At 41.1% G+C, this 13,100-nt stretch carries 14 protein-coding genes and 1 pseudogene; 1 reads left to right on the forward strand and 14 read right to left on the reverse strand.

Features of this window, described 5'->3' with window-relative positions; genetic code table 11:
- Window positions 1–154: 154 nt before the first annotated feature.
- The 5 genes from H2R00_RS05580 to H2R00_RS05600 form a co-directional block, all read right to left on the reverse strand.
- On the reverse strand, window positions 155–529 hold the full coding sequence (locus tag H2R00_RS05580; RefSeq protein WP_182070630.1) for an HNH endonuclease signature motif containing protein: 375 nt from the start codon (window positions 527–529) through the stop codon (window positions 155–157).
- 59 nt (window positions 530–588) lie between these two features.
- Window positions 589–1,227, reverse strand: a complete 639-nt coding sequence (locus H2R00_RS05585; RefSeq protein WP_244958287.1) for a hypothetical protein — start codon at window positions 1,225–1,227, stop codon at window positions 589–591.
- Between the two features lie 211 nt (window positions 1,228–1,438).
- A complete protein-coding gene (locus H2R00_RS05590) occupies window positions 1,439–1,699 on the reverse strand; it encodes a hypothetical protein (RefSeq protein ID WP_182070631.1) in 261 nt (86 codons plus the stop codon).
- A gap of 457 nt (window positions 1,700–2,156) precedes the next feature.
- Window positions 2,157–2,867 (reverse strand): hypothetical protein, encoded by a 711-nt coding sequence (locus tag H2R00_RS05595; RefSeq protein ID WP_182070632.1) that lies wholly within the window; start codon window positions 2,865–2,867, stop codon window positions 2,157–2,159.
- Window positions 2,868–2,943: 76 nt separating this feature from the next.
- On the reverse strand, window positions 2,944–3,324 hold the full coding sequence (locus H2R00_RS05600) for an ArpU family phage packaging/lysis transcriptional regulator (protein WP_182070633.1): 381 nt from the start codon (window positions 3,322–3,324) through the stop codon (window positions 2,944–2,946).
- A gap of 268 nt (window positions 3,325–3,592) precedes the next feature.
- On the opposite strand from H2R00_RS05600, the gene H2R00_RS05605 reads away from it, so the two are divergent.
- Window positions 3,593–4,333 (forward strand): hypothetical protein, encoded by a 741-nt coding sequence (locus H2R00_RS05605; protein ID WP_182070634.1) that lies wholly within the window; start codon window positions 3,593–3,595, stop codon window positions 4,331–4,333.
- Window positions 4,334–4,360: 27 nt separating this feature from the next.
- Here H2R00_RS05605 and H2R00_RS05610 read toward each other — a convergent pair whose 3' ends face one another.
- From H2R00_RS05610 to H2R00_RS05650, 9 genes and pseudogenes are all read right to left on the reverse strand, one after another.
- A complete protein-coding gene (locus H2R00_RS05610) occupies window positions 4,361–4,885 on the reverse strand; it encodes a putative metallopeptidase (protein WP_182070635.1) in 525 nt (174 codons plus the stop codon).
- A 2-nt stretch (window positions 4,886–4,887) separates the two neighbouring features.
- The gene (locus H2R00_RS05615) at window positions 4,888–5,058 is read right to left on the reverse strand and encodes a Fur-regulated basic protein FbpA (RefSeq protein WP_182070636.1); all 171 of its coding nucleotides are present in this window, start codon (window positions 5,056–5,058) and stop codon (window positions 4,888–4,890) included.
- Window positions 5,055–5,584 (reverse strand): annotated as a pseudogene (locus tag H2R00_RS05620) (ERCC4 domain-containing protein). The gene H2R00_RS05615 and the pseudogene H2R00_RS05620 overlap by 4 nt, the downstream one beginning before the upstream one ends.
- A 355-nt stretch (window positions 5,585–5,939) precedes the next feature.
- Window positions 5,940–7,274 carry a type I glutamate--ammonia ligase gene (glnA, locus tag H2R00_RS05625; RefSeq protein WP_003182145.1) on the reverse strand — a complete coding sequence of 445 codons (1,335 nt, stop codon included), beginning with the start codon at window positions 7,272–7,274 and terminating at the stop codon, window positions 5,940–5,942.
- A 56-nt stretch (window positions 7,275–7,330) separates the two neighbouring features.
- Complete coding sequence (locus H2R00_RS05630) at window positions 7,331–7,738, reverse strand: MerR family transcriptional regulator (RefSeq protein WP_003182143.1); 408 nt, start codon at window positions 7,736–7,738, stop codon at window positions 7,331–7,333.
- Window positions 7,739–7,840: 102 nt separating this feature from the next.
- On the reverse strand, window positions 7,841–9,106 hold the full coding sequence (locus H2R00_RS05635) for a methionine gamma-lyase family protein (RefSeq protein WP_182070637.1): 1,266 nt from the start codon (window positions 9,104–9,106) through the stop codon (window positions 7,841–7,843).
- Window positions 9,107–9,124: 18 nt separating this feature from the next.
- The gene (gene hflX / locus H2R00_RS05640) at window positions 9,125–10,387 is read right to left on the reverse strand and encodes a GTPase HflX (RefSeq protein WP_154998823.1); all 1,263 of its coding nucleotides are present in this window, start codon (window positions 10,385–10,387) and stop codon (window positions 9,125–9,127) included.
- 103 nt (window positions 10,388–10,490) lie between these two features.
- On the reverse strand, window positions 10,491–11,456 hold the full coding sequence (spoVK, locus tag H2R00_RS05645) for a stage V sporulation protein K (RefSeq protein ID WP_003182136.1): 966 nt from the start codon (window positions 11,454–11,456) through the stop codon (window positions 10,491–10,493).
- 588 nt (window positions 11,457–12,044) lie between these two features.
- Window positions 12,045–12,743 carry a hypothetical protein gene (locus H2R00_RS05650; RefSeq protein WP_182070638.1) on the reverse strand — a complete coding sequence of 233 codons (699 nt, stop codon included), beginning with the start codon at window positions 12,741–12,743 and terminating at the stop codon, window positions 12,045–12,047.
- Between the last annotated feature and the right edge of the window lie 357 nt (window positions 12,744–13,100).

The raw sequence follows: 13,100 nt of genomic DNA on the forward strand, positions 1-13,100 counted from the left end.
TACCTTCTGTTGCATGTGCCTGATCGTCTCGTTCGTGTAGTAGGACGTGTATTCAGTCTGACACCGTGGACACTTAATGTAATGCTGCCGCACTCCGTTGTCATGCTTCCTAACCTTCGAACATCCTTTGATATGGAACTTGGTTCCACAGCGATCACATACGCAGGTTTGATGTTCTGTTGCCAAAGCCTCCATCCTCCTTCGCGGTCTTCCTACTGTGGCAGGGCGCACACAGCGGCTGCCAGTTGGAAGAATCCCAAAATAGTTTTTTATCCCCTTTATGCGGAACAATATGGTCAACGACTGTCGCTGGAACCCTCCTGCCCTCTTTCATGCATGAAGCACAGAAAGGATGTTTTGACAGATATCCCCGTCTTGCCTTCCGCCATTTGCTGTCATACCCCCGGCGGGCGGCTGATTCACGGTATTGATCATAGACTGGCTTTGTCCGCTTGTGCTGTTTGCAGTAACCTTCCCGGGTAAGAGTCGGGCAGCCTGGTTCATTGCAGGGCTTTAAAGGTTTATTCATTATGACTCCCCCAAATATAAAAAGCCCACACGGTAAAAATCCGTTGGACTTTAAATGTTCTAACTCCATATTTGCATCCTCAAATTCTCATGAATTCCAAATAAATCACGTAGAAAATTCTCTACTGTTTTAATAAACTCAAAACAAAATTCTTTGTTCAATACGACGAAATTTATATGATTTAATGATACGTTTTGTAATTCGTTTACTGCCTCTATTACTTGTATCTTATTATTTGTTTTGTCAATATCCCCTTGACAATGAACAATACAATTTCTTATTAAACCTGCTTTTTTTATATAATTCCATTCCTTGGATTGATCGGGAAAACTTTTTCTTAATACTTTTTTTATAAACAATGCAGCCCTCGGAATCCCTTGTCCTTTTAGATCGTTTAGTTTTATACAAGTTTCATTATCATTAGACGTACAATATTCTACAACTTTATCTTCTAAAAAAGAATATATACTTATAAATAGAGATTTTCTCATAATAGCTGGAAAATGATCTCTATACTGAATCATTTCATCATAATATAAATCAGCAAATACATCTAAATCGTTCTCATCAAGTTCTTTAAAAGACGTATTGAACTCATCCAATTTTTTTTTCATAGAATATTCTATGTACTCAGCATATTCTTTAAACGTATCCAATTGATGAATTATGAGTAAAAAGTTCATCTTCTTAGCATCCAAAGACTTCCCTCTCCTAACTAAAAATGATACTAATTATTATAACTTATTTTATACCTCCTAATCTTTGAAAATAACTGACGATTACATTGATTATTCTTTCTAAACCGGACCCACACTCAGAGGCTCTCATTGGCCGCCAATCGTTTATTCTGAGATTCACTGGATCCGGTTTACAGAGAATATAAAAAAGCATCCCGAAGGATGCTAAATTTTAGCTTTCTTTTACTGCTTTTAATACTCCGAGAATTGCATTAGCCTTGTCGTAGCCATCTTTTTTCAAGTCTTTTGCATCATCGTTTAATCTTTGAATTAAATACATACTCTCAAAATTTTGCTCAGCATAGATCACACTTTTCATCGCCCATGTTTCTAGTTCTGCACCTTTAAGAATCATTTTTCCAGTCATGTCATGTTTAACGGCTGTACTTATAACTCTTTCACCTTCACTAATCAATTGATCCAAATCCATCATTCTCACCTCCCGCCTTCTTATCGGACAGGAAGTGGAAAATTAAACAATTTGCGAAATTTGTCGAACGATTCCCCCCTTACGCTAAACGCTTACTAAAATTGCGTCTCACACATACTCCGGGAGGAAGCCAAGCATTGTAAGACGCATGTCCAAAAAACATGCTGCTTACAATCTCCCGATACCAAAGCCGCAAGACTAGCGCGATCCGGCTCAGAATGTTCCTCCCGTTTGGCTTCATTCTTCATCGCCTTAATTTGAGTATCCTAATTCACCTTGATAAGGGAATGGTGCGTCTCCCATTATTTCTTGATAAGTAAATCTTATCGATAAATCACACATAAAAATTCCCCCTCTTTATCCCCCCGATTATCGGAAAAATGTCGGGATTTTAACAGCTTTAGCTCGTAACAAAAATTAAAAGCACCCTATTAGAGTGCTTGAGTTAAATCAAGATTTCTTATTTTGTCATTATCCTTAGACCGCTTAAATCTTCTAAATCAAAAATTTGTATGTAATCCTTCAGATTATCAATATGAATTTTCATACTTTCTTTTTTTACTGGTCGATCTGTGATAATCCTATATTCTCTTTGATTTTGATACGATTTACGTTTATAAAAAAATGACGCAATCATGTTTCTTTCAAACACTTCTTCTGTCAGAGGCGTTTCATTGTCAGGATCAAAATAATTAACTGTCCCATGATAAATGCCTAGGCCCATTTCTTTAGCACTCTTATCTAAATGATGGAAAAATGCTTTTTCATTGTGAATAAGAATAGCTTTCCGACCTTCAAAGTCTTTTCTTAATCCCTCAATAACATCTTCTTTAATATTATAAATTTTATCTTCTTTTAAGATGAAATCGCTGTCAAGTTCTAATTGGACAAAACAAGATAATTGAAAATCTTGAGCCGCATCATAACGTTGTGTCATAAACCCTTTACTCACTTTTAATGGAACAAACTTCCCATCGATTTTTATTGCTACACTTTCATTTTTAGGATCATAATGTCTAAAATGAGATCCCTCATATCTATCACCAATTACTTTATCACCAGAATTTTTTTCTAATTCGATAAAATAGCCGGTTCTTCTAAAAAATACATTACCGTTTAAAAAATCAGATAAAAATTGTGGTTCAATAAACTTAAAAAGAATTCTTCTCAATTAAACATCCCCCCTTTTTGTTTACATACATTCACATTATAACACTATTTTACTATTTGAGAATTAAAAGCAGCCCTCAGATAATTCCGAGAGCTGTCGCTATGCGGTTTATTGCCCGTTGCTTTATTTCATAATAGGTATCCTTTTTCATCCCGAGTTCCATATAAATATTAATGTCTTTCAACCTGGCAGCCGTCAGGTATTTCTTTTCGATAATCAAACGTTCTTCATCGTCCAAGCTGTTTTTTAAAGCCCGTTCCATCTGTTTGACCTTGAGCTCGTTCACTGTAAATGAATCCCGGAGGGAAGGGAAAATGTTAATGCCGGCAGACGAACATTCTTTTTTATTCTCTAATTGGACTTTAAGCGCGCGGTAATTTTTTAGTTCTTTGATGACTATTTTTCGGACGGCTTTTTCGTCCACATCATCGAGAAATGATAGCTGTTCCTTTGACATCCTTTCCCTCCATTCGTTCATTTTTCTTTTTCCCATTCTTGGATCCGTCTTTCCGCAATCTCCATCCAGATGAATGGAGCAATAAGAATGACGATTCCTATAATTAGATATATCATGATTACCTCCATATTAGTTCTGTTCCATCGTTTTTTTTAGTTTTACCTTCCATAAGTCTCTTTTCCGATTCCATACTTTTCTGCACAACACTCTTCCCCAACTCGTTAAATTTCTGTATTATAAAATATGGTTATTAAAGGAGGATTTGAAAATGAATAATGATAATGTTGTTTTACGTGTACATAGGCTAATAGAATCGGCTTATAATAAAGGTGAAGGTTCATATGGTGCCTCTTACACAAGGACCTGGGAAAAAGTATTTGATATAGACAAAGATGATACACCTTCATTGTTAAACTCACTTTCATTACTTTTTGAATCTGTGAGGACATGTAGATCAATCATTGAATCTCATCCCCGCTTAAACACAGAAAAAAATATTGGTTTTTTAAACAAGATTGAAATAGCAGTTTATGATATTAATTTAAAAAACGGCAAAATGGATCATTTTTATCGAAATATTGATAAGGAAACAATTACCGCCTTTGGTTATATAGGTGAGGCTCTATCTTTACTAAATGAATTTTCGACAACTGAACTTGACTCTGAGCAAATTAACTCTCTAATTTCAGAAATTGAAGAGTTAACTCATAATTTTAGTATTTCTACTCTTCCTGAAAAGCTAAAACTAATTGCTACAAACAAATTAAATTTGATTAGAGAAGTTTTAACACGATATGCAATTACCGGATCAGATGCAATTGAAGAAGTTCTTGAACAAACAATTGGTTCAATATTCTTAAATGCAAATTCTTTTAAAACCGAATCAAGTTCACGCGAAGTTAAAGGTTTCTTTAAAGTAATTGATAAATTAATTAAACTATTAGGTCTTGGAAATTCAGCTGGTCAATTCCTAGAACACATAAATAAACTTTTACCTCCTAAAGAGTAAGGAGCAAAATAGCTCCTTGCTTCTTTTTCACTTCACCCTTTGAAGCAGCTGTTCTCTGTTCACATCATCAATATTCATTTGATAGTCAGCTTCCCGGACGGCAGCAGCAAATGATTCAATCCCTTTTTCCCAAAGGCCATGACGCTCAATGATTTCTGAAAACTCTTCAACATCATGCTCGCGGATCCCCCAACTGTCAGGATCTTCTGTGGGCCCGTACATAGTAACCCATTTGCTTGAATCATTCGGATCCGGTTCCTCCCATTCCGCGCGGGTAAAATGACAAAGCTCATGATCGACCAGGGCGGTGCGCTGCTCTTGGTTCATCGTCTTCCAGGCTTCTTTATTGATGAATACAAAAAGCATGTAATCAGTCATATGGCGCTCAAAGGCCGTGCATTTTTTCGCCTTCCCAGCCCATTTACTGTTACCTTCCCGAATGTAAAAACCGATGTGTTCCTTTGCATCTTTTAAATGTGGGTGATGCTTATCAATTAAACTTTCGGCCAGCTGCCGCACCTCTTGTGATTCTTCAAAACCTACAAATGCCATGATCATTTTCCCCTTTCAATTAATTTCTTTTTGAATATTTCGTCTAATTCAGTCAATGAAAGCTCGTACAGCTGCCGACCGTCAGGCGTTTTAAAAAATCCCATTTTGAGCAGCCGTGCTTTAAGCTCGTCCTTTTTCCTTTCACAATAAAGGACCTTCATTAATTCATTCACACAAGGCCCCCCTTTAACAGCTCCCGTGCCATATAATGAAAATGGTGATAGATATAGTTTCCGGTAGCGTTCGGATTAATAAAAACGGTTGAGAAATTGTAACGGACTTCAAACGTTTTTAAGCTGCCAAGCAGAGACTGCGGCTTATATTGTGAGCGATATTTTCCGTTTAGTATTTTTTGATAGCCTTCCAGATCCTCCACAAGAAGAGTGAAGGGGTGTTTGGCTGCACGAATCAATTCGTTTTCAAACCGGGAACGGTCCTTAATGGATTGAACAAGCTCATCAACTCCGTTTTTCCGTTCGATAGCGGCGTTCAAATACATGTCCCGGTTGATCCCATATTCTTCTTTTTTGGGATCATGGCGGAATAGTCGCCCGTCTTCATCCCTTTGAATTTAATTGATACGTTCTTTTTGTCAAGAACATGCTGGTTCTTCTGCTCCCTCGCATCCACAATAATGATCATGCTGTCGAGAATATTTTTCATTTCAGTATCCGAATAGTGATAGTAAATAATCGTTATGCTTTCTTCCCCTTAAAATAAACATAGCCCTTTCATAGATTTCTAAAAAGAGCTTGTCCGTTTCTTCATTCTCAAAATTCGCAACGGAGCTGTTCAGATCTCTTCAGCCGTGTTCAAGAGCGACTCGGTCACAAAAGTCTATAAGTTATGCCCGATATTTATTTCCATGTCAGCAAAAAAGATCGACATGGATTCAATGAATAGATATGAAGAGTATATCTCCACGATAATGGGGTGATTTTTTGTGGGTGATTTGTGGGTGATTTGTGGGTGATTAATGTTCCCTCTTAAAATATTAGAAACACCCACAAAAACAAAAACCCCCTGACACCGCTGGTGCCAAGGGATTCCTAGATTAATACTGAGACATATACTGCTCGCGCTCCCAAGGATGGACTTGTGTGCGGAACATATCCCATTCGATTTCTTTTGCTTCGACGAAGTGTTCGAATAGGTGGTCGCCGAGGGCTTTGACCATGACTTCGTTTGATTTGAATTCTTCGAGAGCGTCTGCCAGTGTCGCAGGAAGGTCGACGATTCCGTTTTCGAGGCGCTCTTCTTTTGTCATGACATAGATGTTGCGGTCGATCGGAGCCGGTGCTTCCAGCTTGTTTTTGATGCCGTCAAGTCCTGCTGCAAGGAGTACGCTCAAGGCAAGGTACGGGTTCGCAGAAGGGTCTACGCTTCTGACTTCTACGCGCGTGCTGATGCCGCGGGAAGCCGGGATACGGATTAACGGGCTTCTGTTTTGCGCGCTCCATGCCACATAGCAAGGTGCTTCATAGCCTGGAACAAGGCGCTTGTAAGAGTTGACAGTCGGGTTTGTCACGGCTGTAAAGCTTGTTGCGTGTTTGACGATGCCGGCGATGAATTGCTTTGCCGTTTCACTCAGCTGAAGGTCAGCGTCTTTGTCAAAGAAGGCGTTGGCGCCGTTTCGGAAGAGTGATAGATTGCAGTGCATGCCTGATCCGTTTACGCCGAACAATGGTTTTGGCATGAATGTTGCGTGCAGGCCGTGTTTGCGCGCGATTGTTTTAACAACGAGCTTGAACGTTTGGATATCATCGCAAGCGCGGATGGCTCCGGCGTATTTGAAGTCGATTTCGTGCTGTCCAGGTGCAACTTCGTGGTGAGACGCTTCGATTTCAAAGCCCATTTCTTCGAGCTCAAGTACGATGTCTCGGCGGCAGTTTTCGCCAAGGTCAGTCGGCGCAAGGTCAAAGTATCCGCCTTTGTCGTTCAGTTCAAGCGTTGGCTCGCCTTTTTCGTCAAGCTTGAACAGGAAGAATTCAGGCTCTGGTCCAAGATTGAAATCTGAGAAGCCCATGTCTTCCATTTCTTTCAAAATACGTTTTAAGTTGTTGCGCGGATCACCTTCAAACGGCGTGCCGTCCGGATTATAAATATCGCAGATGAAGCGGGCTACTTTACCTTTTTCGGCGGTCCATGGGAAAATCACAAATGTATCTAAGTCAGGGTACAAGTACATATCGGATTCTTCAATGCGGACGAATCCTTCGATTGAAGAGCCGTCGAACATGACTTTATTATCAAGTGCTTTCTCCAGCTGGCTCACAGGAATTTCAACGTTTTTAATCGTTCCAAGAATGTCTGTAAACTGAAGGCGAATATATTTTACATTCTCCTCATTTACTAGTTTAACAATGTCGTCTCTTGTATACTTTGCCATTCGTAAAACTCCTCCTCTAAAAGGTAAATGTATATAGCAATGCAGTTGCTAACAAATTAATGAAAAAACCTGGACATGTCTCCCTGGCGGAATGTCGTCCCTCTTTGGAAACGGCCTGCTTGGATAAGCTCGTTTTTCAGCAGTTTTCTCAGTTCTTCATCCGACAAGTTGTGCTTCTCTGCTTTTTTCGGCTTGTCTTGTTTGTCTTCTTTTTGTTCGTTTTCTGTTTTGGCGAAAATTTGTTTAATCCCCGCCATGTTTACACCTTGTTCGATCAAATCTTTAATTTCGAGCAGCTTATCTACATCATGGAATGAAAATAAACGTCTGTTCCCTTCGCTTCTTGCAGGAAATACCAGTCCATTTTCCTCATAATACCGAATTTGTCTTGCGGACAGTTCAGTCAGCTGCATGACGATACCTATCGGAAATAAGGGCATTGAGCGGCGAATTTTATCACTCATCTCAATTTCCTCCTTTTCTTATATAAATTTATTATATGTGATGTTATATAATGTGTCAACATGATGTAAGGAATCTTTACATGAAAATATTCTTTATTTTCTTTACATTAATCCCTGCTTCATGAGCGCATCCACAGCACTGCATATCGCATTTTTCACATGGGAATAGGTTAATCCGCCTTGGACATATGCCACATAAGGCGGTCTTATAGGGCCATCCGCTGATAGTTCAATGCTTGCTCCCTGTACAAAAGTGCCGGCCGCCATAATGACATCATCTTCATAGCCCGGCATATAGCTCGGATACGGCGTCACATGAGCATTGACAGGAGAAGCGTACTGAATCGCCTGACAAAACGCGATCATCTGCTCCGGGTTCGAAAATTCGACAGACTGGATCAAATCAGTCCGCTTGCTGTCCCATGAAGGATTCGTCCTAAAGCCGAGCTTTTCGAGGAAGCGGGCTGTGAACACGGCTCCTTTTAATGCCTGGGAGACGACATGCGGCGCAAGGAAAAAGCCCTGATACATCTCCTGGAGCGTGTACAACGATGCACCGGCTTCACTGCCAATTCCCGGTGAAGTCATTCTGTAGGAGCAGGCTTTCACCCATTTTTCCTTGCCGGTGATATAGCCGCCTGTTTTGGCCAGGCCGCCTCCAGGGTTTTTAATCAGCGAACCTGCCATCAGATCCGCTCCAACATGGCACGGTTCACGCTCTTCTACAAACTCGCCGTAGCAGTTGTCGACGAAAACGATGATGTTTTCGTTTATTTCTTTAACAAAGCGAATCATCTTCTCAATCTCATCAATTGTAAAAGACGGACGATCGGCGTATCCTTTTGAGCGCTGGATTCCGACGACCTTTGTCTGCGGTGTGATGGAAGCTGCCACCCGGTCAAAATCAACGGCTCCCTCTTCTGTCAGCTCGACATGGCTGTATCCGATCTGAAAATCCTTCAAAGACCCCGAGTTTTCCTCACCTCTGACGCCGACGATCTCTTCGAGGGTATCGTACGGTTTGCCGGTGATGTAAAGAAGTTCATCCCCCGGGCGGAGAACGCCGAATAAAGCAATTGATATCGCATGGGTTCCCGAGATGATCTGCGGTCTAACAAGGGCCGCTTCACCGCCGAAGACGTCGGCATAGACTTTTTCCAGCGTATCACGGCCGATATCATCGTAGCCGTAGCCTGTCGATGGTGTGAAATGAGTGTCCGATACTTTGTGTTTTCTGTAGCTTTCAAGCACCCTCCACTCATTTCGTTCACTGATTTCATCAATTGTTTTGTGAATCTGTGCGATGTCGGTTTCAGCCTCAACCGCCGTTTTCTTTAGTAGATCTCCGTGTTTTAATGTCTCAAACATGTTCTGCCGTGTCCTTTCCTACATATACTTCTTCAGCTCTCCCAAAATGTTTTGGTCAGGGAGAATATATCCATTCACTTCATATGCTTCGCGATCTTCGTCAAAAATGGTGCTGTTCGTCATTGTCTCAGACTTGATTCTCGACAACAGCCTTCCTTCTGAAGCGGGAATCCTTACGTCATACGGAACGAGCAGTTCCTTTTTCAGATAGTCTTCAACCGCCTGCTTAAACAGCGGCAAGTCTCCGTCTATTTTGGCGCTCGTCATGATATGACCTCTCCCTGAAGAAGGGATGAAATCCGGCCGCTTCCGGTCTCTTTTGTTATAGACGGTTAAAACGGGAATATCATCTGCTTCAAGTTCCTCGAGAAGGCGCTTGACTGTCGCCTCGTGGCCTTCGTAGTCTTCGTGAGAAGAATCAATCATATGAAGAATCAGATCGGCTTCTTTCACCTCTTCGAGCGTCGACCTGAAAGCCGCGATCAAAGTCGTTGGCAGATCCTGAATAAACCCGACCGTATCCGAGAGCAATACGCTGTATCCGCTCGGGAGCGTCATTTTGCGGGTCATCGGATCAAGTGTTGCAAACAGCAGGTTTTCTTCATAGCTGTCGGCGTCTGTAAGCCTGTTAAACCATGTCGATTTCCCTGCATTGGTGTAGCCGACAAGCGCGATTTGCAGTACACCGTTTTTCTTTCTTCTTTCTCTGTATCTGCTTCTGTGGCGAATGACGGTAGACAGCTGCACATTGATTTCATGAATCCGGTTTCTGATATGGCGCCGGTCGGTTTCAAGCTTTGTCTCCCCTGGGCCTCTTGTTCCGATCCCGCCGCCTTGCCTTGACAGGTTGATTCCCTGACCGCTTAACCGCGGGAGGGCGTATTGCAGCTGCGCAAGCTCAATTTGCAGCTTTCCTTCCCTTGTCCGCGCGCGTTTGGCGAAAATATCGAGGATCAACTGCGTCCGGTCGATGATTTTCACGTCAAGCGTTGTGACAAGCGCTTTCAGCTGACTCGGCGACAATTCATCATTAAAAATTAAAACATCGGGCGACAGCTCTTCACAGAGCACCGCCAATTCATCTACTTTTCCTTTTCCGATATATGTAGCAGCATCCACACGGTTCCGCTTCTGCGTGACCGTGGAAACAACCGTTCCATCGGCCGTTTTCGTCAGCGCGGCGAGCTCTTCCATCGAGTATGAAAAACGCTCATCAGACACGTGCGGAAGCTGGCATCCGACTAATATGGCTTTCTCTTTCATGACTTCCTGTTCGTTCAAGTGATCATGTTCCTTTCTTAACGTTAGTCAATAAGCAGTACTATCATAACAAACGAAGGGAGCGGTTGCCAGAAATCCTCGAAAATAAAAAAAGAACGCGCCATTATACGTGCGGCGCGTCTTCTTTCAAGTCGAGATCCTGGCTTTTGATGGTTATCAGGTCATTCTTTAAATAGCAGTCTCCCATCAGCAGTCTCATCGCCTGCGACCGGATGGATTTTTCAATCAGGTTGCGGACGAAGCGGCCATTGCTGAACTTCGCGGGGCTGACCGTGCTTTTGACGGCCATCAGATGGTCTTTCAGCTTCCATTCGGCCTCAGGGCTGAACTGATATTCCCTTTCTGCCATCATCCGTTTTGCAATGTCCATCAGCTGGCTGACTGAGTAATCGGGAAAATCGATGCTGATCGGAAACCTTGACTGAAGGCCCGGGTTTAATGAAAGAAAATGATCCATTTCCCGCGAATATCCGGCGAGGATTAAAATAAATTCGTTGCGCTTATCCTCCATATGTTTGACTAATGTATCGATTGCCTCCTTGCCGAAGTCTTTTTCTCCGCCTCTGGCAAGGGAATAAGCTTCATCGATGAACAGGATTCCGCCCATCGCTTTTTTGATTAAATCCCTCGTTTTTTGCGCCGTATGGCCGATGTACTCACCGACGAGATCGGCGCGCTCCGCCTCGATCAAATGGCCTTTTGAGAGAACATTCATTTCGTAAAAAAGCCTGCCGATTAGCCTGGCGACGGTCGTTTTTCCGGTTCCCGGATTTCCTTTGAACATCATGTGTAGCGCCTGTTTTCCAGCCTTAAGGCCTTGTTCTTCGCGCTTTTTATTGACGAAAATCCAGGCGTAGATTTCCTTGATATTGCGCTTCATTTCCTCCATTCCGACCAGCGTGTTCATTTCCCTTTCAATTTCCTTCAGAATGCTGTGTTTGGCTTCATTTTTTTGCAGTGCAGCCTGATATTCGGCTTCAGCCTCTGAATTGGCCAAAACCTGCTTTTGACCGTTCAATATGATATTGATTTGTCCGTTGTTTTTATAAGTAACAGCCCTTTCCAACACACTCACCTCACCATTCTCTCTTTATATCCTATTCATGGCGCGCTTAAGCCGTGACAGACGCCCACATGACTGCACAATCCGATGCTTTTTGACAAAACCGGGGCAGGTCTTGTTGATACCTGCGCTTTCCCGAGAAATACTTTATTTCTTATTGTATTCAGGTAAGCTGTGCGGACAAACCAATTTTTTATTTCTGTTTGCCTTTTCGGTAATTGCTTAACGGGGTTGACATGGTAAATCGGAAGAAAATGATGAGTGACGAGGTCCTTTGGGAAATGAGCCAATCCGCCGGAATAAAAAATGAAGTTGAAGTGTTTACTGATTTGGTTAAATACCTTTAGGAAGATTGAATAAATGGAAAGAATTCTGTCTCAAGAAGAATCAGAACTGATTGAGACAGAATTTTAATATGACGATTTATTTACTTATACACATAGCAAGCACACGTACATGTCCTGTGATAAGATTTGCCTTGGCTGTCTCTAAAGAAAACAGTTACATTATTGTTCCCACTCCATTTTTACAGCATTTTACTTCCTCCGCTGTGCTCTTTCGCCTTCCGCTATAGTCTTTTCAATTTTAATATTGTTATCTTTCGTAATAATAAGCTTTGACCCAATAATAGTTTCTACCCTTATTTTCACACCATTCAACAAATCCCTTTGATCGTTCTTTTTTAAACGTCACCCAGTCATTCAAAAGCTCTTGATAATAGTTAAGTACTTCGTTATTGTTTTTCCTTGTTTGTTCACATCCTACTTTGTTGTTTAACAGCCGGGACTTAGCAAGAAGTGCTGTATCTTCTTTAATATCACCAAGATACAAATCTTCGGATATATGATGAAATGAATACCAAAGGGCGTTCAAGTTAATATCGATTAGCGTTAATAAGGATAGTTGTTCATTGCTGCCACCAAGTCTAAGTGCATTGTTTAAGTAATCGACACAGTTTTCAGTATTTAAAAACAAACCATACCACCTATGTGGTCTTGGATCTTCGGGATTATTCTTCATCCATCTCTCAAGTAAAGGCTTTAAAAGTTCCTTTTCCAATGGATGAACGAGTACATAGTGAATATCATCTGATGTTTCAAATAAAGCAAACAGCCAACAAGCAAAATTCTGTTGTGCATTATCACCCCACATCTTTGCTTCTTTAATAAAGGAAGATAATGCTTTAAAAGATTCCTTACGTAACCCTTTTTCTTTGAGGGAACAAAACTTTTTAAATAACGGATATACATCCAATCTGTCATTTTTCAAGATATTAGTTAAGACATTTACCATTTTTACATCTCTCTTTGCTCAGAATATATTCAAAAATCTCACTTTTTTGTTCGAAAATGAACAATAATTAATATTACACCTAAGATAATTAACAATACAGGATAAAATAACACAGATGATTGAAAATAAACTGAAGTCTCTTCATCACTAATCCCATCAATCACATAATTAGGAAAAGCAACAGATAACAACTGTACAGAAAATAACATTGATAGCCCCAGCAAACACGAAATAAATCCCGATATAAAGTACATAATAACCTCCAAAAAATTAGTTAATCTTATAACCAACAATTCCCATCACTAGAATGCTATCTTCCCCAAAGTATTCGTTAGTCTCTCCCCTGATACCGACTAG

The organism is Bacillus haynesii (assembly GCF_014042035.1).
Taxonomy (GTDB): domain Bacteria; phylum Bacillota; class Bacilli; order Bacillales; family Bacillaceae; genus Bacillus; species Bacillus haynesii.

Coding starts and splice junctions, on each gene's coding strand:
- glnA (WP_003182145.1), bottom strand. CDS start 7,274: ATGGCAAAGTATACAAGAGACGACATTGTTAAACTAGTAAATGAGGAG.
- H2R00_RS05650 (WP_182070638.1), bottom strand. CDS start 12,743: ATGGTAAATGTCTTAACTAATATCTTGAAAAATGACAGATTGGATGTA.
- H2R00_RS05580 (WP_182070630.1), bottom strand. CDS start 529: ATGAATAAACCTTTAAAGCCCTGCAATGAACCAGGCTGCCCGACTCTT.
- H2R00_RS05630 (WP_003182143.1), bottom strand. CDS start 7,738: ATGAGTGATAAAATTCGCCGCTCAATGCCCTTATTTCCGATAGGTATC.
- H2R00_RS05610 (WP_182070635.1), bottom strand. CDS start 4,885: ATGGCATTTGTAGGTTTTGAAGAATCACAAGAGGTGCGGCAGCTGGCC.
- H2R00_RS05590 (WP_182070631.1), bottom strand. CDS start 1,699: ATGATGGATTTGGATCAATTGATTAGTGAAGGTGAAAGAGTTATAAGT.
- H2R00_RS05605 (WP_182070634.1), top strand. CDS start 3,593: ATGAATAATGATAATGTTGTTTTACGTGTACATAGGCTAATAGAATCG.
- H2R00_RS05635 (WP_182070637.1), bottom strand. CDS start 9,106: ATGTTTGAGACATTAAAACACGGAGATCTACTAAAGAAAACGGCGGTT.
- H2R00_RS05600 (WP_182070633.1), bottom strand. CDS start 3,324: ATGTCAAAGGAACAGCTATCATTTCTCGATGATGTGGACGAAAAAGCC.